The 23,539-nt window shown below is 69.4% G+C and carries 19 protein-coding genes; 13 read left to right on the top strand and 6 right to left on the bottom strand.

Annotated elements, in window-relative coordinates; all coding sequences use genetic code 11:
• Nucleotides 1-223: 223 nt before the first annotated feature.
• Nucleotides 224-4,507, top strand: coding sequence for a discoidin domain-containing protein (locus OG407_RS40365; protein WP_405868855.1), 4,284 nt, complete (start codon nt 224-226; stop codon nt 4,505-4,507).
• Between the two features lie 76 nt (nt 4,508-4,583).
• Here OG407_RS40365 and OG407_RS40360 read toward each other — a convergent pair whose 3' ends face one another.
• Nucleotides 4,584-5,936 (bottom strand): beta-1,3-glucanase family protein, encoded by a 1,353-nt coding sequence (locus OG407_RS40360; RefSeq protein ID WP_405865072.1) that lies wholly within the window; start codon nt 5,934-5,936, stop codon nt 4,584-4,586.
• A gap of 268 nt (nt 5,937-6,204) precedes the next feature.
• On the opposite strand from OG407_RS40360, the gene OG407_RS40355 reads away from it, so the two are divergent.
• A complete protein-coding gene (locus OG407_RS40355) occupies nt 6,205-7,014 on the top strand; it encodes a thioesterase family protein (protein WP_405865070.1) in 810 nt (269 codons plus the stop codon).
• A 21-nt stretch (nt 7,015-7,035) separates the two neighbouring features.
• On the opposite strand, the gene OG407_RS40350 is transcribed toward OG407_RS40355, so the two are convergent.
• Complete coding sequence (locus OG407_RS40350; RefSeq protein ID WP_405865068.1) at nt 7,036-7,815, bottom strand: SDR family NAD(P)-dependent oxidoreductase; 780 nt, start codon at nt 7,813-7,815, stop codon at nt 7,036-7,038.
• Nucleotides 7,816-7,818: 3 nt separating this feature from the next.
• Nucleotides 7,819-9,354 carry an acyl-CoA synthetase gene (locus OG407_RS40345; RefSeq protein WP_405865066.1) on the bottom strand — a complete coding sequence of 512 codons (1,536 nt, stop codon included), beginning with the start codon at nt 9,352-9,354 and terminating at the stop codon, nt 7,819-7,821.
• A 212-nt stretch (nt 9,355-9,566) separates the two neighbouring features.
• Here OG407_RS40345 and OG407_RS40340 point away from each other — a divergent pair, with 212 nt between their 5' ends.
• From OG407_RS40340 to OG407_RS40330, 3 genes are all read left to right on the top strand, one after another.
• Entirely contained in the window at nt 9,567-10,331 is a 765-nt protein-coding gene (locus OG407_RS40340; protein ID WP_405865064.1) for an enoyl-CoA hydratase/isomerase family protein, read from the top strand.
• 71 nt (nt 10,332-10,402) lie between these two features.
• Nucleotides 10,403-11,461, top strand: coding sequence for a 2,3-butanediol dehydrogenase (locus OG407_RS40335; protein ID WP_405865062.1), 1,059 nt, complete (start codon nt 10,403-10,405; stop codon nt 11,459-11,461).
• 1 nt (nt 11,462) lies between these two features.
• Complete coding sequence (locus OG407_RS40330; RefSeq protein WP_405865060.1) at nt 11,463-12,617, top strand: acyl-CoA dehydrogenase family protein; 1,155 nt, start codon at nt 11,463-11,465, stop codon at nt 12,615-12,617.
• Nucleotides 12,618-12,660: 43 nt separating this feature from the next.
• Here the strand turns inward: OG407_RS40330 and OG407_RS40325 are convergent, their stop codons facing one another.
• Nucleotides 12,661-13,368 (bottom strand): TetR/AcrR family transcriptional regulator, encoded by a 708-nt coding sequence (locus tag OG407_RS40325; protein ID WP_405865058.1) that lies wholly within the window; start codon nt 13,366-13,368, stop codon nt 12,661-12,663.
• A 141-nt stretch (nt 13,369-13,509) separates the two neighbouring features.
• Here OG407_RS40325 and OG407_RS40320 point away from each other — a divergent pair, with 141 nt between their 5' ends.
• A complete protein-coding gene (locus OG407_RS40320; protein ID WP_405865056.1) occupies nt 13,510-15,507 on the top strand; it encodes a pyruvate dehydrogenase complex E1 component subunit beta in 1,998 nt (665 codons plus the stop codon).
• Nucleotides 15,508-15,577: 70 nt separating this feature from the next.
• On the opposite strand, the gene OG407_RS40315 is transcribed toward OG407_RS40320, so the two are convergent.
• Nucleotides 15,578-16,627 carry a cyclase family protein gene (locus OG407_RS40315; protein WP_403597875.1) on the bottom strand — a complete coding sequence of 350 codons (1,050 nt, stop codon included), beginning with the start codon at nt 16,625-16,627 and terminating at the stop codon, nt 15,578-15,580.
• Between the two features lie 156 nt (nt 16,628-16,783).
• Between OG407_RS40315 and OG407_RS40310 the strand changes: the two genes are divergently transcribed.
• A complete protein-coding gene (locus OG407_RS40310) occupies nt 16,784-17,182 on the top strand; it encodes a nuclear transport factor 2 family protein (protein WP_405865054.1) in 399 nt (132 codons plus the stop codon).
• A gap of 46 nt (nt 17,183-17,228) precedes the next feature.
• Nucleotides 17,229-17,627: a nuclear transport factor 2 family protein gene (locus tag OG407_RS40305; protein WP_405865052.1), complete on the top strand. Its 399-nt coding sequence runs from the start codon at nt 17,229-17,231 to the stop codon at nt 17,625-17,627.
• A gap of 63 nt (nt 17,628-17,690) precedes the next feature.
• On the opposite strand, the gene OG407_RS40300 is transcribed toward OG407_RS40305, so the two are convergent.
• Nucleotides 17,691-19,319, bottom strand: a complete 1,629-nt coding sequence (locus OG407_RS40300; RefSeq protein WP_405865050.1) for a flavin-containing monooxygenase — start codon at nt 19,317-19,319, stop codon at nt 17,691-17,693.
• 226 nt (nt 19,320-19,545) lie between these two features.
• On the opposite strand from OG407_RS40300, the gene OG407_RS40295 reads away from it, so the two are divergent.
• The 5 genes from OG407_RS40295 to OG407_RS40275 all read left to right on the top strand — a co-directional run bounded on the left by OG407_RS40295 (nt 19,546) and on the right by OG407_RS40275 (nt 23,515).
• Nucleotides 19,546-19,941, top strand: coding sequence for a carboxymuconolactone decarboxylase family protein (locus OG407_RS40295; protein ID WP_405865048.1), 396 nt, complete (start codon nt 19,546-19,548; stop codon nt 19,939-19,941).
• 56 nt (nt 19,942-19,997) lie between these two features.
• Nucleotides 19,998-20,738 carry an SDR family NAD(P)-dependent oxidoreductase gene (locus OG407_RS40290; RefSeq protein ID WP_405865046.1) on the top strand — a complete coding sequence of 247 codons (741 nt, stop codon included), beginning with the start codon at nt 19,998-20,000 and terminating at the stop codon, nt 20,736-20,738.
• A 43-nt stretch (nt 20,739-20,781) separates the two neighbouring features.
• A complete protein-coding gene (locus OG407_RS40285; RefSeq protein ID WP_405865044.1) occupies nt 20,782-21,987 on the top strand; it encodes an NAD(P)/FAD-dependent oxidoreductase in 1,206 nt (401 codons plus the stop codon).
• Between the two features lie 28 nt (nt 21,988-22,015).
• On the top strand, nt 22,016-22,210 hold the full coding sequence (locus tag OG407_RS40280) for a ferredoxin (protein WP_033279370.1): 195 nt from the start codon (nt 22,016-22,018) through the stop codon (nt 22,208-22,210).
• A 63-nt stretch (nt 22,211-22,273) separates the two neighbouring features.
• Complete coding sequence (locus OG407_RS40275; RefSeq protein ID WP_405865042.1) at nt 22,274-23,515, top strand: cytochrome P450; 1,242 nt, start codon at nt 22,274-22,276, stop codon at nt 23,513-23,515.
• Nucleotides 23,516-23,539 lie beyond the last annotated feature (24 nt).

Below are 23,539 nucleotides of genomic sequence, written 5' to 3'. Positions count from 1 at the left end.
CTCCAGGGCGATGAGCACTTCTGGTGAATATTGCGCTGTTCCAGCTGTAGACCCGCTCACGTAGCTCTGCAATATTTCGATGAAACAACGCAAAAAGCTGCCTCTCAGAGGCAGCACGTACCTCGTCACCTCGCACCTTCTGCTCCTGCACCACTCCCTCCGCCAGGAACGAGCCGCCCTCGCCGCCCCACCGGCGCGCGAGCCTCCGCAGGAAGTGACCCGTATGACTCGACCGACCCGACACAAGAAGAGATCCCCCAGGCGGCGCGCGGCGATCGCCGCGCTCGCCTCCGCCGTGATGGTGCTGGGCCTGCCCGCCGTCGGCGCGCACGCGGCCGGCGGTCCCAACGTCGCCGCGGACGCGAAGACCACCGCGGGCAGCACCCGCGGCGCGCACAAGGCCACCAACATCACCGACGGCGACACCGACACCTACTGGCAGGCCGACAAGAAGTCGGCCCAGTGGGTGCAGACCGACCTCGGGAAGAGCGAGCGCGTCCGGCAGGTCGTGCTGCGGCTGCCCGAGGGCTGGCAGACCCGCAGGCAGACGCTGGCGCTCCAGGGCAGCGACGACGGCAAGAGCTTCGCGACGCTCAAGTCGTCGGCGCAGTACGTCTTCAGCCCCGGTGACGACAACACCGTGAAGATCTCGGTGCCTTCGACCCTCGCCCGGTACGTGCGGGCCGACTTCAGCGCCAACTCAGTCGCGGGCACGGCCCAGTTGGGCGAGATGCAGGTCCTCACCGCCACCGCCGAGACCGCCAACCTCGCCCTGGGCAAGCCCTTCAGCGAGAGCGGGCACGCCGATGTCTACGGCGCGGCCAACGCCGGTGACGGCAACCAGAACACCTACTGGGAGAGCACGAACAACGCGTTCCCGCAGTGGATCCAGGTCGACCTCGGCTCGTCGGTCAAGGTCAACCAGGTGACACTGCGGCTGCCGGGCAGCTGGCCGAGCCGCAGCCAGACCCTCAAGATCCAGGGGTCGACCGACAACCAGAACTTCACCGACCTGACGGCCTCGAAGGCGTACACCTTCGACAGTTCCACCAGCCAGTCGACGACCATCGCCTTCGACGCGACGACCACGCGGTACGTGCGCGTGCTGATCACGGCGAACACCGGCTGGCCCGCCGGGCAGGTGTCCGAGCTGGAGGTCTACGGACCGGCGACCGGTGACACGCAGGCGCCCACCGCGCCGGGCAGTCTGAGCTACACCGAGCCGGCCACCGGGCAGATCGAGCTGAACTGGACCGCGGCAACCGACGACACCGCCGTGACCGGCTACGACATCTACGCCAACGGGCAGTTGAGGTCGAGCGTCGTCGGAAACGTCCTGACGTACACGGACACCCAGCCGGCCGGCAGCGACATCACCTACTTCGTGCGGGCCAAGGACGCGGCGGGCAATGTCTCCGCCAACAGCAACAGCGTCACCCGCAAGGGCTCGACCGGCGACACCCAGGCCCCGACCGCGCCGGGCAACCTCGCCTACACGCAGTCGGGCAGCGACGTGAAGCTGACCTGGCAGGCGTCGAGCGACAACGTCCAGGTCACCGGGTACGACATCTACGCGAACGACCAGGTGGTCAAGTCCGTTGCCGGTGACGTGACTTCGTACACCGACACCCCGTCGGCGACGGCCACGGTCACCTACTACGTGAAGGCGAAGGACGCCGCCGGGAACGTGTCGGTGGCGAGCAACAGCGTCACCCGGGCCGGTAACGGTGCGGGCTCCGACCTCGCGCAGGGCAAGCCCATCGAGGCCTCGTCGTACACCTTCACCTATGTCGCCGCGAACGCCAACGACGGCCAGATAGCGACGTATTGGGAAAGCGGGGGCGGTGCCTACCCGGCCACCCTCACCACCAAGCTGGGTGCCAACGCCGACCTCAGCCAGGTCGTCGTCAAGCTGAACCCCGACCCCGCGTGGTCGACGCGTACGCAGAACATCCAGGTGCTGGGCCGGGACCAGGACGCGACCGCGTTCACGAGTCTCGTCGCGGCGAAGGACTACGTCTTCAACCCGTCGAGCGGCAACACGGTGACCATCCCGGTCTCGGGCGCCGCCGCCGACATCCAGCTCAAGTTCGCCTCCAACACCGGTGCCCCGGGGGGGCAGGTCGCCGAGTTCCAGGTGATCGGCACCCCGGCCGCCAACCCGGACCTGAAGGTCACCGGTATCACCCACACGCCCGCGGCCCCGGTCGAGTCGGACGCCATCAGCCTGACGGCGACGGTCACCAACAGCGGCAGCAAGGCGTCCAAGGCCACCGACCTGAACTTCACGCTCGGCGGCACGAAGGCCGCCACGGCGGACGTCCCGGCCCTCGCGGCGGGCGCGTCGACGACGGTCACGGCGAGCATCGGCACCCGGGACGCGGGGAGTTACCCGCTCGGCGCCGAGGTGGACCCGTCCAACAAGGTCATCGAGCAGAACGAGGGCAACAACGTCTACACCGCCCCCGACGCCCTCGTCGTCAAGCCGGTCTCCAGCTCCGACCTGGTCGCCGCGCCGGTCGCCTGGACCCCGTCCAGCCCCTCGGCGGGCGACAACGTCACGTTCTCCGTGGCGATCAAGAACCAGGGCACGGTCGACTCGGCGTCCGGCACCCACGGCGTCACGCTGACACTCCTGGACGCCAACGGCGCCACCGTGAAGACACTCACCGGCTCCTACAGCGGCACCATCGCCGCCGGCCAGACGACCGCACCCGTCGGCCTCGGCTCCTGGACGGCCGTCAACGGCAAGTTCACCGTCAAGACGGTCATCGCCGACGACACCAACGAACTCCCGGTCAAGCGGACCAACAACACCACCACACAACCCCTGTTCGTCGGCCGCGGCGCCGACATGCCCTACGACATGTACGAGGCCGAGGACGGCACAGTGGGCGGCGGCGCCCAGGTCGTCGGCCCCAACCGCACCATCGGCGACATCGCCGGGGAGGCGAGCGGCCGCAAGGCGGTGACCCTCAACTCGACCGGCCAGTACGTCGAATGGACCACCCGCGCGGCGACCAACACCCTGGTCACCCGCTTCTCCATCCCCGACGGCACCGACACCACGCTCGACGTCTACGTCGACGGCCAGTTCCTCAAGGCCATCGACCTCACCTCCAAGTACGCCTGGCTGTACGGCGCCGAGACCGCGCCCGGCAACTCGCCGAGCGCCGGTGCCCAGCGCCACATCTACGACGAGGCGAATCTCCTGCTGGGCAAGACCGTTCCGGCCGGTTCCAAGATCCGGCTCCAGAAGGACGCGGCCAACACGTCGCCCACGTACGCCATCGACTTCATCAACACCGAGCAGGCGACGGCGACTCCGAACCCGGACCCGGCCGCCTACGTGGTCCCGGCCGGCTTCGCGCAGCAGGACGTGCAGAACGCGCTCGACACCGTCCGCATGGACACCACGGGCAAGCTCGTCGGCGTCTATCTGCCCGCCGGCGACTACGAGACCTCCAGCAAGCTGCAGGTCTACGGCAAGGCGGTCAAGGTCGTAGGAGCCGGGTCGTGGTTCACCCGCTTCCACGCCCCCGCCTCGCAGGAGAACACCGACATCGGCATCCGGGCCGAGGCCACCGCGAACGGTTCGTCGTTCACCGGCTTCGCCTACTTCGGGAACTACACGTCCCGAATCGACGGACCGGGCAAGGTGTTCGACTTCTCGAACGTCTCCAACATCACCATCGACGACATCTGGGTCGAGCACATGGTGTGCATGTACTGGGGCGCCAACACCGACAGCATGACCATCAAGAACTCCCGCATCCGTGACACGTTCGCCGACGGCATCAACATGACGAACGGCTCCACGGACAACCACGTCGTCAACAACGACGCCCGGGCCACGGGAGACGACAGCTTCGCGCTCTTCTCGGCGATCGACGCGGGCGGCTCCGACGAGAAGAACAACCTCTACGAGAACCTGACGTCGACGCTCACCTGGCGTGCGGCCGGTATCGCCGTCTACGGCGGCTTCGACAACACCTTCCGCAACATCAGGGTCGCCGACACCCTGGTCTACTCCGGCATCACGATCTCCTCGCTGGACTTCGGCTACCCGATGAACGGCTTCGGGACCGATCCGACGACGATCGAGAACGTCTCCCTGGACCGAACGGGCGGCCACTTCTGGGGCTCCCAGGTCTTCCCCGCCATCTGGGCGTTCTCGGCCTCGAAGGTCTTCCAGGGCATCCGGGTCAACGACGTGGACATCGACAACTCCACGTACGGCGGAGTGATGTTCCAGACCAACTACGTAGGCGGACAAGCCCAGTTCCCGGTGAAGGACACGATCTTCACCGACATCTCCATCACCAACTCCAAGAAGAGCGGAGACGCGTTCGACGCCAAGTCCGGGTGGGGCATCTGGGCCAACGAGCTGCCCGAACCCGGTCAGGGACCCGCCGTGGGTTCGGCGACCTTCGTCAACCTGCGGATGAGCGGCAACGCCCAGGACATCCGCAACACCACGTCCACCTTCACGATCAACGTCCAGTAACTCCCGCCAGGAGAAGCTGAAGCGGGGCCGCCCTTCCTGACGAGGGCGGCCCCGTTTCGCGCTGTGTCCGTAGTGCCTACCAGCCGACGGCGACCAGGAGCCACTGCGGGTTGGCGTGCGAGATGAACGAGGACTGGCCCGCCACGTCGTCGTAAGGGAAGCCGTAGGCAAGCTGGTTGATGGCGTTGTCGTGCCAGAACTTGGCGTAGTAGTTGGCGGGCGCCGCCTTGTAGAACTGGGCCGGGTCGGACTGCTGCGACGCCGGCAGCGTCGCCACGTGGCGGTTGAGGGCGGCGCACGTGTTGGGGTCGGCGGCCAGCGAGCCGGCACAGCCGAAGATGTCGGAGGTGGCCGCGTTCACGCCGACCGACTGGGCGTACGACGTGAAGTAGTTGGCGTTGGCGCCTCCCGCGCGGAAGCTCGGGTCGCTGCCGGGCGCGATGATCCGGTACGGCGCCTGGGTCTGGGCCAGCACCTTGAACTGCGACGGCACCGCGTCGGTGAACCGCTGGAAGGTGGTCGCGCGGTCCTCGGCGAAGGTCGCCCGGTTCTCGCCGACCTCGGTGTCGTAACCGTCCTTGCTGTGCAGGCGCATGGCGAGCTTGAGGCCGAAGGCGTCGACGCGGGTGGTGTTGCCGTTGAAGACGTTGGCGCCGACGGTGAACTCGATGAAGTCGTAGTAGGAGCTGGTGGGTGAGCCCAGGTAGAAGTACATGCGGCCCGCGGAGTTGGCGGGCATGTCCAGGTAGGGCTGCTCGGCGATGGAGTGCGTCTGCCCGTTGAAGCTCCAATACACCTGGCTGTCCGGGTACTTGCCGTTGGTGCGGTTGAGGATCTTCACCTCCACGGCGTTGTTGGCCGCGGGGATGTCGGTGGTGCTGCCCCAGAAGTCGTCGGGCGGGGTGGTGCTGCCGGGGCCGTAGACCTGGAACTCCCAGAGGGAGTAGCCCCATTGGGTGGCCCGGGCGGTGCCGTACAGGCGGACGTAGCGGCCGCTGCCGGTGACGGTGAGGTTCTGGGTGCCGCCGGTGGCGGTCGTGGTGGAGTAGATGGTGGTCCAGGTGGTCGCGTCGGTGGAGGTCTGGATCTGGTAGCCGGTGGCGTACGCGGTTTCCCAGTTGAGCGAGACGCGGGTGATCTGCTGGACCGTTCCAAGGTCCACCTGAAGCCACTGCGGGTCGGCGAAGGCGGAGGACCAGCGGGTGCCGGTGTTCCCGTCGACGGCCGCGCTCGCGGGGAAGGACGCGCTCTCGGTCGAGGACGCGGTGGCGGGCCGTCCCTGGGACAGCAACTGGTCGGCGGCGCGGGCGGGTGAGGGGCTCAGGGCGGCGAAGAAGGCGACGATCAGGACGACGGCCAGACCGAGAGCCGTACGGGAGCGCAGGGCTCCGGTCGGAGGTCTGGCGGATGTACCGGCGGACGACTGCATGGGGGGTCTCCTCAGCGGGGTTGGGAGCGCTCTCCCCGGGTTGTAGTCCCGCCCTTGCCCGCCGTCAACAACTGAAGCCGAATCAACGGCAGTTCGTCGATGCGGGCGCTCGGGGCGGAGCTTCCGTTCAGGACCCGACCGCACACCTCGCTCCGACTGGCCTCTTTCCTCCATCACTTGACGCGTCCGGTACGGACCTTTCCGCAGGTGGCAGAGTGGTCACCGGAACTTCGCACGCACGCGAGAACAGCCTTGGGAGAGAAGTCCGTTGAACTCCGGCACCACCGTCCCCGACAGCTACTACGAGCGCATCGACGAGCACCGCTACAAGCCCACCGCTCACGCGGGCGGCGCCTGGGACCCGGACGAGCTGCACTTCAGCCCGCTCGGCGGGCTCGTCGTCCACGCCATCGAGCGCCGGTTGGCGCAACGGCCGGGCGGCGACGGGCTCGTGATGGCGCGGATCAGTTACGACATCCTGGGCCGGCTCGCCCTCGACGAGTGCGAGATCCGGGTGGAGGTGGTCCGTCCCGGCCGCACGATCGAACTGGTCGAGGCCGTGGTGCTGGTCGCCGACCGGCCGGTGGTGCGGGCCCGGGCCTGGTTCCTCGCCGCGATCGACACCTCCGCCGTCGCGGGCGGCTCCGGCGAACGGCTCACTCCTCCCGGGGAGTTGGCCCCCTGGGAGATGAGCGCGCTGTGGCCCGGCGGATACATCGCCTCCCTGGACGTACGGCCGCTCGCGCCACCCCGGCCGGGCCGTACGACCGCCTGGATCTCCACCCGGCACGCCCTCGTCGCCGGTGAGCCCAGCAGCCCGCTCGCGTCCTACCTCGCGCTCGTCGACACCGCGAACGGCATCGCCGTACGACAGCCGCCGACCGCCTGGATCTACCCGAACGTCGACCTGACCGTCCACCTGCACCGCCAACCCGTGGGCGCCTGGACCGGGTTGGACACGACCGTCACCTTCGGGCCCACCGGTCAGGGTCTGACGAGCACTGTCCTGCACGACGTCGACGGCCCGGTGGGACACGCGCTCCAGATGCTCACCGTGCGGCCCGCGCCGGGGCAGTGAGCGCGCTCATGATCAATGCCGCTATCGCGCGGTCCAGCCGCCGTCCACCGTGAGCGTGGTGCCGGTGACGAAACGGGACGCGTCGGAGGCGAGGAAGACCGCGGCCCCGCCGAGTTCCGAGACGTCGCCGACGCGGCCCAACGGCGTGCTGTCGACGATGCGTTCGCCCCAGCGGCTGGCCAGCAGGCCGGAGCTGAGGTCGGTGTGGAAGTAGCCGGGCGCGAGGGCGTTGACCCGGACCCCGCGGTCGGCCCATTCCACGGCGAGGGACTTGGTGAGGGCCTCGACCCCGCCCTTGCTGGCGGCGTAGGCGGCGATCCGCTCGAAGCCGGTGCGGGCGTGCACCGAGGAGACGTTGACGATCGAGCCCGAACGCTGCTCCAGCATCACCTTGCCGGCCTCGCGACAGCAGTAGAAGGTGCCTCGGAGGTTGACGTCGAGGACCTGTTGCCAGTCCTCGTCGGTGACGCGCTCGCTGCGCGTGAAGTGCGGGCTGGTACCGGCGCAGTTGACGACCGCGTCGAGGCGGCCGGTGCCGCCGGTGATGCGCTCGACGATGTCCCGTACGACGCCGGAGTCGGCGACCGAGCCGGGCAGGACCAGCACCTTGCCGCCGTGGGCGGCGAGTTCGGCCTCCAGACTCTCAAGATCCGCCGCGGTACGGGCCGTTGCCGCCACGGTGGCGCCCGCCTGGGACAGGGCGACGGCGACCGCCCGGCCCAGTCCCTTCCCCGCACCTGTCACCCACACCGTCCGCCCGTCGAGCCGGAGTTGGGCATTCACGTCGGTCGCGTCGGTCATGGCTCAGCCCTCCGCGGGGAGGTCGCGCAGGGTCCGCTTGAGGACCTTGCCTGACGGGGTGCGGGGCAGCTCGTCGACGATGTCGAAGCGGGCCGGCACCTTGAACTTGGCGAGACGGGCCCGGCAGAACTCCCTCAGTTCCTCCGCGCCGGCGTTGTCGCCGGGCCTGAACACCACGAAGGCACGCGGGACTTCACCCCAGCGGGGATGGTTGAGCCCGACCACCGCGGCCTCAAGAACTGCCGGGTGTTCGTACAGCACACGCTCCACCTCGGGCGTGGCGATGTTCTCGCCACCGGACACGATCATGTCCTTCTTGCGGTCGTCGATGAAGAGGAAGCCCTCCTCGTCGACGTGTCCGATGTCGCCGGTGTGGAACCAGCCGTTCCTCAGGGCCGCCGCCGTGGCCTTCTCGTCGCGCCAGTATCCGGCGAAGACCTTCGGCCCGCGCAGGGTGATCTCGCCCAGCTCACCAGCCGGAACCTCGACGCCCGTGTCGTCGACGATCCGCACGCGCGTGTGCGGGACGGGTCGTCCGACCGAGCCCAGCTTGGACAGCGCGTGCTCGCGGTCGAGGAAGGTGTCGCCGGAGACGGTCTCGGTCAGGCCGTAGGCGTCGGCGAACCAGGCGTTGGGGAACGCGGTCATGATGCGCCGGAGCACCGGTTCGGGGGTCTTCTCGCCGCCGCCGAGGATGAAGCGGACCGAGCTGGTGTCGTACTCCTCGCGGTCGGGGACCTCCAGGACCGCGTTGACCATGGCGGGCGCCAGCCACACGTTGGTGACGCGGTACCTCTCGATCGCGTGCAGGACGCCCTGCGGGTCGAACTTGCGCTGGAGCACGACACTGCCGCCCGCGTACAGGACCCCGAGGGCCGGCATGTCCAGGCCGCCGACGTGGTAGAGCGGGCCGCAGACCAGCGTGGTGTCCGCCGCCGTCAGGCCGAAGTGGACGATGTGGGCGAGGTTCTTGGCCTGGAGGTTTCCGTAGGTGATGCGGACGCCCTTGGGGCGTGAGGTGGTCCCGGAGGTGTACATGAGCCGCTGGAGGTCGTCGAGTTCGACGTCCACGGGCTCCACCCGCTCCCCCTTGTGCCGGGCCAGCAACCCCTCGTAGTCGGTCCACGGTTCCTCGGACGGCTCGCCCGCGCCGATCAGGACCCGGTGCTCCAGGTCCGTCAGACACCCGGCGCTGCGCTCCACCGCCCGCACGAACTCCGGCTCGGTGACGATCACCTTGGCCTGGGCGTGCCCGAGGATGTACTGCCACTCCTCTTCCGAGAGGCGGTAGTTGAGCGGCAGGAAGACCGCGCCGAGCCGGTTGGTCGCGTGGACCAGCTCCAGGAACTCCGGCTGGTTGTAGAGCAGCAGACCGACGACATCACCGCGTCCGACGCCCAGCTCGGCCAGGCCCGCCGCCAACTGGTTCACCCGCTCGTGCAGGTGACGGACCGTCAGACAGCGCTCGTCCTGGACGACGGCGACGGCGTCCGGCCGCTGTGCCAGGTGGTAATCGAGGATGCTCGCGAAATTGTGCACGGCTCACTCTCGCTCTGTGGTGTTCGGCGCTGAACACGGCTCGACCACGGCTCATGGGGCACACCGGATCCCGACCGGTCGGTTGCCCACTCACATGATTTAGTGTACCCCTTGGTCTATAAAACCAATGAGCCGCACTTTACGACGGCGCGTGCGCATCGACAACCATCCGAGCGCACGCGACGCCGCTTCCGCCGACGAGGAGGGTCTTCGTGCCACGCATCCGGCTCGACACCGACGGACCGGTCGTCACGGTCCGCCTCGACAACCCGCCGATGAACGCCTTCGACTCCCTTCAGAGAGAGGAGCTGGCCACCTGCGTACGCGGGCTGGCCGACTCCCCCGCCGTACGGGCCGTGGTGCTCTACGGCGGCGAACGGCTCTTCGCCGCCGGCGCCGACGTCAAGGCCCTGGCCGCGATGGGCCCGGAGGAGATCCGCGGCTGGAACCGCGCGTTGCAACGCACCTTCGACGAGGTCGCCCGCCTGCCCATGCCGGTGATCGCGGCGGTCACCGGCTACGCCCTGGGCGGCGGCATGGAGCTGGCCCTGGCCGCCGACTACCGGGTGGCCGCCGAGGACGCGGTCCTCGGCCAGCCGGAAGTCCAGCTCGGCATCATGCCGGGCTCGGGCGGCACCCAGCGCCTCGCCCGGCTGATCGGCCCGTCCCGCGCGAAGAACCTGCTGATGACCGGCCGCAGGGTGAAGGCGGAGGAGGCGCTACGGCTGGGTCTGGTCGACGAGGTGGTCCCCACCGGTTCCACCTTGCAGGCCGCACTGACCTACGCCCGCCAACTCTCCGAGGGCCCACCGGCAGCCTTGGAAGCCATCAAAGAGGCGGTCGACCACGGCACGGACGCGAGCATGTCGGCCGGCCTGGCACTGGAACGCGCCCTGTTCACAGGGGTGTTCGACACAGAGGACGCGAGGAAGGGCATCGGCTCCTTTCTCAACAGGGCCAAGAAGAACGCCCCTTAAGGGGCGCGGGGAACTGCGCGACCAGCCCCCACCGGGCCGCAGCCAAAATCGATACGAAAGGGGCGGAAAACATGGAGGCACTCGTCTGGCACGGTGCACAGGATCTCCGTTTCGAAGAGGTGGCCGAACCCCCCGACCCCGCCCCGCACGAGGCCGTCATAGAAGTCTCCTGGTGCGGAGTCTGCGGCACCGACCTGCACGAGTTCCTCGAAGGCCCCCACATGATCCGCGAGACCCCGCACCCCCTCACGGGAGCCAAACCACCCCTCGCCCTCGGCCATGAACTCAGCGGCACAGTAGTCGCGTTGGGCGCGGACGCACCCGGCATCACCGTCGGAGACCGCGTCACCGCGGACCCGGTGTGGCGCTGCGGCGTGTGCTTCTGGTGCACGCGCGGGGAGTACCACATCTGCCCCAAGAGCGGTTCCGTGGGCCTCGCTTCACCCGGCGGCTTCGCGGAACGCGTCACCGTGCCGCTGGCCGGCCTGACCCGCCTCCCGGACAACGTGAGCGACGAACTCGCCGCCGTAGCAGAGCCGTTGGCGGTCGGGCTGCACGCCGTGACCCGGGCCGGGGTCAAGCCGGGCGACAACGTTCTCGTGGTCGGCGGCGGCCCGATCGGCGTCGCCGTGGTCCTCGCGGCCCACATCGCCGGTGCGGCAGGGCTGTTCGTGAGCGAACCCCTCGCCGGCCGCCGCGAGATGCTGCTCGGCATCGGCGTCACCGAGGCCTTCGACCCACGCGAGACCGACGTACGGCGTGAGGTGTTCGTACGGACCGGGCGGATCGGCCCGGACGTCGTCATCGACGCGACCGGCGTGCCCGCGCTCGCGGGGCAGGCCGTGTCGACCGTGCGGCGCGGCGGACGGGTCGTGCTGGCCGGGGTCGGGCACGGAAGTGTCGAGTTCGACATGGGCCAACTCGTGTTCTACGAGCGGTCGGTGGTCGGCACGCTCGGCTACAACTTCGACATCCCGCGCGTGATCGATCTGATGAGCACCGGGCGCCTGGACGCCTCCGCCCTGATCACCGGCCGTTTTCCGCTCTCGGGAGGAGCCGGTGTCTTCGAGGACCTGGCCGCCGACCGGGCCAAGCACCTGAAGGTGCTGCTGACCCCGAAGGGACTGTGACATGGACTTCGACCTGCCCGAGGAGACCCTCGCTCTCCAGGACATGGTCCGCGAGTTCGCGGCCAACGAGATCACGCCCCACGCGGCCGAGTGGTCCGAGAACGAGATCTTCCCCACCAAGGTCTTCACCAAGCTGGGCGAACTCGGCCTGATGGGCATGCTGGTGCCGGAGGAGTACGGCGGGGCCGGCGCGGACACGGTCACCTATGTCGCGGTGATGGAGGAACTCGGCGCCGCCGACCAGTCGGTGGCCTCCTCCTGGAACGCGCACTCGACGATCGGCACGCTGCCGTTGCTCGCGTACGGCACCGAGGAGCAGAAACACCGCTGGCTGACCCCGCTGGCGAAGGGCGAGGCGATCGGCGCGTTCGGGCTGACCGAGCCGGACGCCGGCTCCGACGCGGCCGGGATAGCGACCACCGCCCGCCGGGCGGACGGGGGTTGGGTGATCAACGGCACCAAGATGTTCATCACCAACGCGGGCACCGACATCAGTCAGGGCGTCACCCTGCTCGCCACGACGGGCAAGGGCACGGACGGACGCAAGGGGTACGCGACCTTCTACGTGCCGACCGGCACACCCGGTTACACGGTCGGCGCCAAGCTGAAGAAGCTCGGCTGGCACGCCATGGACACGCGGGAGTTGGTGTTCACCGACTGCTGGGTCTCCGACGACCATCTGATCGGCGAGGAGGGCAACGGGCTGCGGCAGTTCCTGTCCGTGCTCGACGGCGGCCGGATCAGCGTGGCGGCGCTGGGGCTCTCGCTGGCCAAGGCGGCGCTGACGCTGGCGGTCAAACACGCCAAGGAACGGCACCAGTTCGGGCGTCCGCTGGCGGACTTCCAGGCGGTCGCGCACAAGATCGCCGACATCGGGACGGAGTACCAGGCGGCCCGGTGGATGGTCTACCGCGCCGCGTGGCTCGCCGACCAGGGCCGTCCGCACAGCACGGAGGCCGCCATGGCGAAGCTGTACGCCTCCGAGGTCGCCAACCGGGCGGCCTCCCAGTCGCTGCAGATCCACGGCGGCTACGGGTACGTGCGGGAGTCGGAGATCTCCCGTTTCTACGCCGACGCCAAGATCCTGGAGATCGGCGAGGGCACCAACGAGATCCAGCGCAATGTCATCGCCAGGGCCCTGGTCCAGGGCGCTTGAGCGGGCGGGATCCGCGGTGCGCGGCGGCGCACCGCGGGCCCGGTCAGCTCGCCACGGAGACCGTTTCCCACAACGCCTCTGGGTCGAGGAGCAGTTCGGGCCGGGCCCGCTTGAACTCGGCGGCCAGCGCCTCGACGTCCGGGAGGTCGCCGACGGACGCGGCGAAACCGCGGAACAGCGTCGAGCAGTACTCGCCCGACAGGAAGGCGGCGTCCCAGCTGCCCTCCGGCCGCACCCACTGGTAGGTGTGATTGTGGAGGTTGAGGAACTGGAGGGTGGCCAGGTGCGGTTCGACCGCACGGAAGGTGCCCGCCTCGACGGCCTCCGTGAGCAGGCCGGTGATCAGCAGCTCGAAGTCGGAGCGCTGCCGCAGCACGATCTCCAGCTCCTTGCCGCTGAGGCTGCGGTAGTCGTGCTCGTAGACCCAGATGTGGTCGAGCCGGCGGAAGATGATCGTCAGCAGCGACTCGGACAGCAGCCGCAGCCGCAGCAGCGGGGCCTCGTCGAGGGCCGCGATCTCCTTGGCGCGGGCCAGCAGCGGGCCGAGCACCCGCGACTGGATCTCGATGAGCAGGTTCTCCTTGGAGCCGATGTAGTAGTACAGGGCGCCCTTGGCGAGCCCGACCGCGCGGCCCAGGTCGTTGATGGAGGTCGCCGCGTAGCCCTGTTGCGCGAACAGGGACGCCGCGGTGTCGATGATCTTCTGACGTCTGACTTCGAAGCCCGGCCCGTGACCCGGCGGTCGTGGCATCTCTTCTCTCCCCTGACTGTGACGACGTGCGCGCTGTCCCGGGTCCGCACGGGCGCCGAATCGTGGCACGCCCGGGGGAAGCGGACCCGGGGACGTCGCTCTAGTTTGCTAGACCAAACGGTACATTAAGGCGAGGACCGTATGACTCAGGTATCGCATCACACCGGCACCGGCTCCGCACAGACGGACCAGCTCCTGGAGATGTACCGGCGGATGCGCCGCATCCGCCGCTTCGAGGAGCGGGCGTCCGATCTGTACAAGGCGACGGAGATCCCGGGCTTCCTGCATCTGTCGATCGGCCAGGAGGCGAGCGCCGTCGGCGCCTGCTGGCCGCTCGGCGCACGCGACGGCATCACCTCCACCCACCGCGGCCACGGCCACGTCCTGGCCAAGGGCCTGGACTCGGCGTCGATGATGGCCGAGCTGATGGGCAAGGACGCGGGCACCTGCCACGGCCGCGGCGGCTCGATGCACATCGCGGACCCCGGTCTCGGGATCTACGGCGCGAACGGCATCGTCGGCGCGGGGCTCCCGATCGCGGCAGGGGTGGCGACCGCCGCGAAACTGCGCGCGGCCGGCGACGTGGTGGTGGCGTTCTTCGGGGACGGGGCGGTGGCCCAGGGCATGTTCCACGAGGCCGTGAACCTGGCCTCCGTGTGGGATCTGCCGGTCGTCTTCCTCTGCGAGAACAACCACTACTCCGAGTTCTCCCCCGAGGCCGAGCAGCACCGCGCCCCGCTCTCCGCGCGCGCCGCCGGGTACGGCATCGACTACCACCACGTGGACGGCAACGACGTGCTGGCCGTGGCGCAGACCATGACCGGGATCGTCGCGCGGCTGCGCGCGGGCGGCGGCCCGGTCCTGCTGGAGGCGGAGACGTACCGCTGGCACGGCCACTACGAGGGCGATCCCGAGCGCTACCGCCCCGCCGAGGAGGTCGCCGCCGCCAAGAAACGCGACCCGCTGCTCGTGGCCCGCGGACACCTGGAGGCGGCCGGTGTCCCGACCGCGCTGGCCGACGCCGTGGACGAGGAGATCGACAAGGAGATCGAGGCGGCGATCGACTGGTCCAGGACCCTGCCGGAACCCGCCCCGGAGACCCTGCACGACTACGTCTCCGCGCCCCGCCTCCCGATCCCCGAGCCCGCGCCGCTCCCGGCCGACGCCGAGATCTTCCGGTCCATGGACGCCGTACGCCTGGCCCTGGAGCACGAACTCGCCGCCGATCCGAGCGTGTTCGTCGCCGGGATCGACGTCGGCGCCGGCGGCAACGTCTTCGGGCTGACCCGCGGGCTCGCACAGGCCTTCCCGGGCCGGGTGCGGGACACCCCGATCAGCGAGAGCGCCGTCGTCGGTACGGCGGTGGGAGCGGCCATGGCCGGCATGAGGCCGGTGGTCGAGATCATGTACATGGACTTCATCGGCGTCTGCCTCGACATGCTCCTCAACCAGGCCGCCAAACTCCGCTTCATGACCGGCGGCCGGGCCTCCATGCCGCTGGTCGTCCGCACCCAGTTCGGCGCGGGACGCTCCTCGGGCAGCCAGCACTCGCAGAGCCTGGAGGCCATCCTCGCCCACATCCCCGGCCTGACGGTCGTGATGCCGTCCAACCCGGCGGACACCTACGGCCTGCTGCGTGCCGCCATCCAGGACCCCAACCCGGTGGTCTTCGTGGAGAACCGGCTCCAGTACGGCCTCAAGGGCCCCAAGCCCCCGGCCGACCACCTGATCCCGCTCGGCAAGGCGAAGGTGATCCGCGAGGGCACCGACATCACCCTGGTCTCCTGGTCACGGATGGTCCAAGACGCCCTGGCCGCCGCCGAGTTGCTCGCCGGGGAGGGCATCAGCGTCGAGGTGATCGACCTGCGCACGATCGCCCCGCTGGACCGCGAGACCGTCCTCGCCTCCCTCGCCAAGACCAACCGCCTGGTCATCGCGCACGAGGCGGTACGGGACTTCGGTGTCGGGGCGGAACTCTCCGCGATGGCCGTCGACGAGGGCTTCTGGCACCTGGACGCACCGGTGACGCGCGTGGCCCCGCCGTCGGTCCCGGCGCCGTACGCACCCTCGCTGGAGCGGGTGTGGCTGCCTTCACGGGACACGATCGCGGACACGGTCCGGCGGATCGCCGCGGTCTGATCCGAGCGGTTCCGTCCACCACGGGAAGGGCCCCCAGAGATTCTGGGGGCCCTTCCCGTTGTAGCGGCTGTCAGACGGTCGCGACCGGTGTCAGCGGACTGCCCTGTGTCCCCGGCAGGTTGAGCGGGGGCGCGGTGAGCAGGAAGCGGCTGCGGTTGTGCTCGCGCAGCCAGGCCGCCAGCTTCTCCAGGTACCACAACTCGCCCAGCGGGACGCCCAGTTTGAAGAGGCAGAGGTTGTGGATCGGGAGCAGCGAGTGCGGGGTGTTGTCCTCGGGGCCGACGCCCACGCCCTCGACGGCGTAGTTGTCCGAGATCAGCGCGGAGATCTGCGACTCGGCGATCCACTCCAGGAGCGCCGGGTCGAACGCGTCGAGGTAGGAGGCCGTGGTGTGGATGCCCACGGGGTCCGGGTTCTTGCCCCAGGCCATCACCGCGGTGTCGAAACCGGTGTGCAGGAGGAGCATGTCGCCGGGTTCGACGACGATGTCGTCCGCCGCCATGATCTCCTGAAGCGTCTTCAGGTTGACCGGCTGCCAGGTGTTGCCGAGGTGGTGGGCCAGGTCGATCAGGACGCCCCGGCCCTGGACCCCGTGCTCCGCCATGTGCTCCAGGCCGAGGTGGCGGGCGAAGCCGAGGGTGCCGCTGCCGTCGCCCTTGGCGTCCTCCTGCGGTCCGACGATGTCGGTGTCGGCGCGGTAGCCGTTGTAGTAGACCGCCTCCTCGACGCCGTCACCGTCGGCGTCGAACTCCTGGCCCTGGTGGGCGAGCGCGTCCCACTGCGTCGAGTACTGCAGCCAGAGGGTCACCACGTCGTCGGACCAGACGTCCCTGAGGTGCGGCGAGAAGTGCTCCCGCGCCTTGATGTTGTAGAAGACGTCCTGCTTGTGTTCGAGGTCCTCGGTGGGCCGCAGGATCGGAGGGTAGCGGCGCTGGTTCAGCTCGCTCCCGCCCGGATAGTCCAGCGGCAGGCTCAGGCTGAAGCTGATCCCGTGCTCGACCTCGCGAACCCCCTGAAGGACCTTCTCGGGAGTGAGCAGGTTGATACGGCCCAGTTCGTCGTCCTCGCCCCAATCGCCCCACGTAGAGCCCGGCGGACGCTGCTTCCAACGCTTCGTCATGATCACGCCTCCTTCGGCGACAGTCCCCGTTGACCAGCCGCCCGCATGTTATTTGTGATTGTACCGATCGGTCAACGAATCCGACGCGCACCCCTCCCTTTATCTTCCGCTCATCAATAGACTGAGTGGTCGAAACACCTGACCTTGGAGCGAAGAATGAGCGAATCCACACAGGCGTGGGTCGTGGCGGGCGTACGGGCCGTACTCGGCTCGCACACCCAGGCCCAGGACGCCGGCCGCACCGACGAGATCGTCGCGCTGTACACGCCCGACGCCGTCCTGGAGATCCCGGGCATGGACCCGGTCGAGGGGCGCGACGCGATCCACGCGGCCTTCAAGGGATGGGAGCCCGTCCAGCCGCAACTCCACCTGGTGACCAACACCGTCGTGACGTCCACGGGCGAGGACGAGGCCCGCGCCCTGAGCGACGTGGTCTTCCTCCAGCGCGGCGAGGCGGGCTGGGCGGTGGGCGTGGTCGGGCACTACGACGACACGCTGCGCAGGCAGGACGGCACGTGGCTGCTCCGGAGCAGGAAGACGACGTACCAGGCCTGACGGCCGTTCCCCCAGAGCTACTTCACCCTCTCGACCCTGGAGTGAGATGACCACCACGATCGACGCGTCCGTCACGGCGGCCGTACAGACCGCCATCGCCGCCTACGCCCAGGCCCTGGACGCCGGACGGACCGACGACATCGCCGACCTGTACACCGCCGACGGCGTCGCCGAGATAGTCGGCATGGCCAAGTTCGAGGGCCGGGAGGCGATCCGGCAGGGCTTCGGCGGCTTCACGCCCCAGGCGCCGCAGTTGCACCTGATCGCCAACACCGTCGTCACCTCCGCGACCGAGGACGAGGCGACGGCCACCAGCAACCTGGCGTTCTTCGCGCGCGGCGAGGCGGGCTGGACCGTCCAGATGGTCGGACGCTACGACGACGTCCTGCGCCGCGAGAACGGCCGGTGGCTCTTCCGGCAGCGGGTCACGACCTTCGCGGAGTAGGCCCCGGCGGAAACCCGGACGCCCGTGCCGCCCACGTCCGGGGCGGCACGGGCGTCCGGGCGTTCAGGCGTCCGGGGTCTCGGCCTTGGAGAGGACGAACGTCGGGTACTCGCCCTGCTTGACGGCGGCGATCGCCTCCTGGAGCGCCCACCGGCCCGTCGGGTTCAGCAGCTGCTTGACCGGCTTGCCGGGGATGTTGCCCCCGGAGAAGTAGGTGCTGTCCAGGAAGGAGGACATCGTGCTGCTGTTCATGGCGTCCGTCCACTCCCGCTCGGCGGCCTCGGTCACCTCGATGACGTCGTATCCCTGGTCACGCGCGTGGACGATCGCGTCGGTGACGAATTCCACCTGGTCGCCGGCGTACCGCGGATTGTTGCCCGTCGCACCGTGCGGCCCGCCGGGGAAGAAGAAGTTGGGGAAGCCGGCCGACACGACCCCGAGGTAGGTGCGCGGACCGTCCGACCAGTACTCCTTCAACGGCAGGCCCTGCCGCCCCCGCACGCCGAGCCGGTTGAGGGCCCCGGTGCCGAAGTCGTAGCCGGTGGCCCAGATGATGATGTCGAACTCCTCGACACCGTCGGCGGTTTCGATACCGTCCTCGGTGATGCGGGTGATCGGCGTCGTGTTGATGTCGACGAGGGAGACGTTCGGCTTGTTGTACGTCTCGTAGTAGCCGGTCCCGAAGGGGGGCCGACGCCCGCCGTAGCCATGGCCCTTGGGGATCAGCTTGTCCGCCGTCTCCGGGTCCTTGACGATGCCGCGGATCTTGTCGGCCATGAACGCGCACCACTCCGCGTTCACGGTCTCGTTCGACAGCATGTCCATGTAGTGCTGGGTCAGCTTGGTGAAGCCCGGGCCGTTCCACCGCTCCTCGTAGAACACCTGGCGGTCCTCCGGGCTGTCGTCGAGGCCCGAGCGCATGGTGAACTCGTGGAGGAACCCGCTCGGCGAGGTGTTCAGCGTGTCCCGGATGGACTCGAAGCCGGCCTTGAGCTCGGCCTGTTCCTCGGGCGGGATCGGCCCGTTGTTGAGCGGCGTGAGCCAGTCGGCGTCCTTCTGATACACCGTCAGCTGTGCCACGTCGTCCGCGATCGCGGCGATGATCTGCACCCCGCTGGAGCCGGTGCCGATCTGGGCCACCCGCTTGCCGGTGAAGTCGATGGGCGTCTTCGGCCAGCGCGAGGTGTGGTGCTGCTCGCCGCGGAAGTCGTCGCGGCCCGGGATGCCCGGGATGAACGGCACCGAGAGGTTGCCGGTCGCGGCGACGACGTAGCGGGCCCGGACCTCGGTGCCGTCACTGCCTCGCACGGTCCAGGTGCCGGACGGCTCGTCGAAGACGGCCGAGGTCACCTTGACGCCGTTGCGGATGTCGCGCCGCAGGTCGAAGCGGTCGACGACGTGGTTGAAGTAGCGCTCGATCTCGGGTTGCCCCGCGAACCGCTCCGACCACTCCCACTCCTCCCACAGCTCCTTCGAGAACAGGTAGCCGTAGGTGTAGCTCTCGGAGTCGAAGCGCGCCTCGGGGTAGCGGTTCCAGTACCAGACGCCGCCCACGCCGGTGCCCGCTTCGAGGAGGCGCACCGAGAACCCGGCCTCACGGGCGGTGTGCAACTGGTAGATGCCGGTGACGCCGGCCCCGATGACGAGGACGTCGACCCGGTCCTGGACCGCCGGCTTCGAAGATTCGCTCATTTGCCCTCCATGGTGACTGGGGCTGCGGCTCCCACATGAGCCTCGTTTGATAGTTCGACCAGTCGGTCGAATATTCAGATCGAGAGTAGATGAGGGGCTGGGCCCGATCAATGCCGATGACGGAGAGAGCTCGGACCGCCATATCCGTAACAGGGATTGATTGTACCGACCGTTTGATCTAACTTTCGTTTGGGACGAATGCAATCGCCTGCACCTGGAGTCGCGCATGAGCGCCGAAGACGTCAAGGAAGCCACCGATCTGCGCGTCGCGGGCCTGAAGGCCCTGCGGGCCGCGCTGCCCGGGGTGGTTCCCGCGGAGGGTGATCTCGACATGCGGGACGGCAAGCTCGGCGAGGATCTCGTCGAGATCGGCCTGTCCACCGTGTGGGGTGCGCTGTGGGGCCGCGAGGGCCTTGCCCCGCGCGACCGCAGCCTGGTCACCCTCGGCATCCTGATCGCGCTCGGTGCCGAGACCGAGCTGAAGACCCATGTCCGGGTCGCCCTCACCAACGGCGTGACCCGCGAGGAGCTGGCCGAGATCCTCTACCACTCCGCCGGGTACACCGGCTTCCCCCGGGCCGTCGCCGCCCGCACCGCGGCCCGCGAGGCCCTGGGCGAATAGCCGAACCACCGGTGTCCGGTTCTCACGGCACCGCGCACGAGCGCAAGGGAGCGCACATGTCACTGCAGGGAAAGGTCGCCGTCGTCACCGGCGGCGGCCGCGGCATCGGCCAGGCGATCGCGACGGTGCTCGCCGCCCGGGGAGCCGCGGTCGCGGTCTGGGACCTCAACAGCGAGGGCGCCGAGAAGACCGCGGCGGCCATCCAGGAGGCCGGCGGTACGGCGATCGCGGTCCCCGGCGACGCGGCCGAGTCCGGCGCCGTGGCACGGGCCGCCGCCCGCACCCGCGAGGAACTGGGCCCGGTCATGATCCTCGTCAACAACGCGGGCGTCACCGCCTACGAGCCGTTCACGAGCATCTCCGAGGCGTCCTGGGACCGCATGATCGGGATCAACCTCAAGGGCCCGTTCCTCGTCACCAAGGAACTGGTGCCCGACATGGTCGAGGCGGGCTGGGGCCGGATCGTCAACATCTCCTCGTCCTCCGCGCAGACCGGCGCGCCCGCCATGGCCCACTACGCGTCCTCCAAGGGAGGCGTCATCGCCCTCACCCGGGCACTGGCGGTCGAGTACATCGGCCAGGGCATCACCGCGAACCACGTGCCGCCCGGCTTCATCGACACGCCTCTGGTCCGCGAGGGCCCGGTGGACGTGGAGGCGGCCGCCGCCACCATGCCGATGAAACGGGCCGGCCGACCGGAGGACATCGCCTACGCGGTGGCCTACCTCGCCTCCGAGGAGGCCGCCTACGTCACCGGCCAGACCCTCAGCGTCAACGGCGGGCGCTACCTGGCGTGAGCGCCGCCCAGACCATCGCACCGACGCTGCAACGGAGCCGCACATGAGCATCGACGACGACACCGGGGCCGTGGCCCACGTGCTGGTGGTGGGCGCCTCCGCGTCCGGGCTGACCACGGTGGAGGCCCTCCGGCGCAAGGGGTACACGGGCCGGATCACCATGCTCGGCGCCGAGCCGCACGCCCCGTACGACCGTCCGCCGCTCTCCAAGCAGATCCTCTCCGGCGCCTGGGAACCGGCCCGGGCCGCACTGCGCACCGAGGAGACGCTGTCCGGTCTCGACACCGAGTTCGTGCTCGGCGACCCCGCGGTCGCCCTGGACCCGGCGACCCGGACCGTGCGCACGGAGTCCGGGCGCGAGCTGAGCGCCGACGCGATCGTGATCGCCACCGGCGTACGGCCCCGAGTGCTGCCGGGACAGGGCGAGTTGACCGGTGTGCATGTGCTGCGCACCCTCGACGACGCGCTCGCCCTGCGGACGGATCTGCTGGCCGGGTCGCGGCTGGTGGTCGTCGGCGAGGGCGTTCTCGGCTCTGAAATCGCCGCTACGGCACGGACGTTGGGCCTGGACGTCACCCTCGCGGGCCCGCTGACCGGACCGCTGGCCCTCCAGGTGGGCCCCCTGGTGTCGGGGCTGCTGGCGGAGCTGCACACCGAACGGGGCGTGCGACTCCGGCTGGGCAACGGCGTAGTGGGGCTGACCGCCGACCAAGGCCGGGTCTCCGGCGTCGAGTTGAGCACCGGCGAGGTGCTGCCCGCCGATGTGGTCGTGGTCGCGATCGGGGCGAGTCCGGCGACGGAGTGGCTGGCCGACAGCGGGCTCGAACTCGACAACGGCGTGGTGTGCGACTCGCGTTGCCGGGCCGCGCCCGGGATCTACGCCGTCGGTGACGTGGCCCGCTGGCACCACGAGCAGCTCGGCCGGCTCATCCGGCTGGAGAACCGGACGAACGCCACCGAACAGGCCATGGCGGTCGCCGGCGCGATCCTCGGGGAGGACCGGGCGTACGAGCCGGTGCCGTACTTCTGGACCGACCAGTTCGACGCCAAGCTCCAGGTGCACGGCTTCCTGCCGGCCGATGCCGAAGTGGACGTCGTCGACGGGGAGTTGGCGGCCCGCCGGTTCGTCGCGCGCTACCGCAGCGGCGGCCGGGTCACCGGGATCCTCGGCTGGAACATGCCCAAGCAGGCCAGACAGCGCCGTCGGGAGATCGTCGACGCGGTCCCCTCCCCCGCTCCCGCCCACTGAACGACCCGGAACGATCAGGAGAGTTGCCATGAAGGTTGTCGTCGACGAGGACAAATGCGTCGCCGCCGGGCAGTGCGTCGCCGCCGCCATGGACGTGTTCGACCAGCGCGACGAGGACGGCATCGTCGTCCTGCTGAACGAGAACCCGCCCGCCGAACTGGCCGACGACGTACGGAACGCCGCGGCGGTGTGCCCCGCGCTGGCGATCCGTATCGAGGAATAGCCCCCAGCTGTACTTCCCCCACCCTCCCACCCGGATTCCCCACCCTCATCTGGAGGAACGACCATGTCCGAGGCCGAGACGGAACTCGCCGCCCCTGACGCGGAGCTCTTCGACTACCCGGGCGCGCGCGACCGCACCTGCCCGTTCGCCCCGCCGGCCGGGCTGCGCGCCCTGAACGACGAGGCGCCCGTGTCCCGGGGCCGGATCTGGGACGGCAGCACCCCGTGGCTGGTGACCGGGCACGCCGCACAGCGCGTGATCCTGTCCGACCCGCGGGTGAGCAGCGACGACAAGCAGCCCGGGTTCCCGTATCCGAACGAGGCGATGGCGGAGAACGCTCCTCACCACCCGCTGACCATCTTCAACGCCGACGGCGCCGACCACACGCGGATCCGCCGCATGATGACTGCTCCGTTCACGCGCAACCGGATGGAGAAGCTGCGGCCGGAGATCCTGCGGTTCACCGACGAGCTGATCGACAGGATGCTCGCGGGCCCGAACCCGGCGGACCTGAACACCGCGCTGTCGCTGCCGCTGCCCTCGCTGATGATCTGCGCGCTGCTCGGAGTGCCGTACGAGGACCACGAGTTCTTCCAGGAGCACGCCTCGCTGGCGACCCGGAGCGACAAGACCGCCGAGCAGGACCGGGCGGCCAACCAGGCGCTCGGCGGCTATCTGGCGGGGCTGCTCCAGAAGCGGATGGAGCAGCCGGGCGACGACGTCATCTCGGACTTCGCCGGGCGGATCAAGGCGGGCGAGGTCACCCTGCCCGAGGCCGTCATGCTGTGCATGATCCTGCTGATCGCCGGCCACGAGACCAGCGCCAGCATGATCACCCTGGGCACCGCCCTGCTCCTCCAGAACCCCGAGCAACTGGCCCTGCTGCGCGGGACGGACGACCCCAAGGTCGTCGCGAACGCGGTCGAGGAGATCCTGCGCTATCTGACGATCCCGGCACTCGGGCAGCGGCGGATCGCCGCCGAGGACATCGAGATCGAGGGCGTGACCATCAAGGCCGGCGAGGGCATCGTCGTCGCGCTGCCCGCGGGCAACTGGGACCCGGCGGCCTTCCCCGAGCCGGAGAGGTTCGACATCTCCCGCGAGGCGCGGCACCACCACGCGTTCGCCTGGGGCATCCACCAGTGCCTCGGCCAGCAGCTCGCGCGCATCGAACTCCAGGTCGTCTACGGCACGTTGTACCGCCGGATCCCGACCCTGCGGCTCGCGGTCGGCTTCGACGAGCTGAACTTCCGCAGGGACGACGCACTCGCCTACGGCCTGCACGCACTGCCGGTCACCTGGTAGCCACGAACGCTTCCACCCGTACAC

The sequence above is a fragment of the Streptomyces sp. NBC_01515 genome (genome assembly GCF_045040345.1).
Taxonomy (GTDB): Bacteria; Actinomycetota; Actinomycetes; order Streptomycetales; family Streptomycetaceae; genus Streptomyces.
This window is presented reverse-complemented; position numbering and strand designations above follow the sequence as displayed.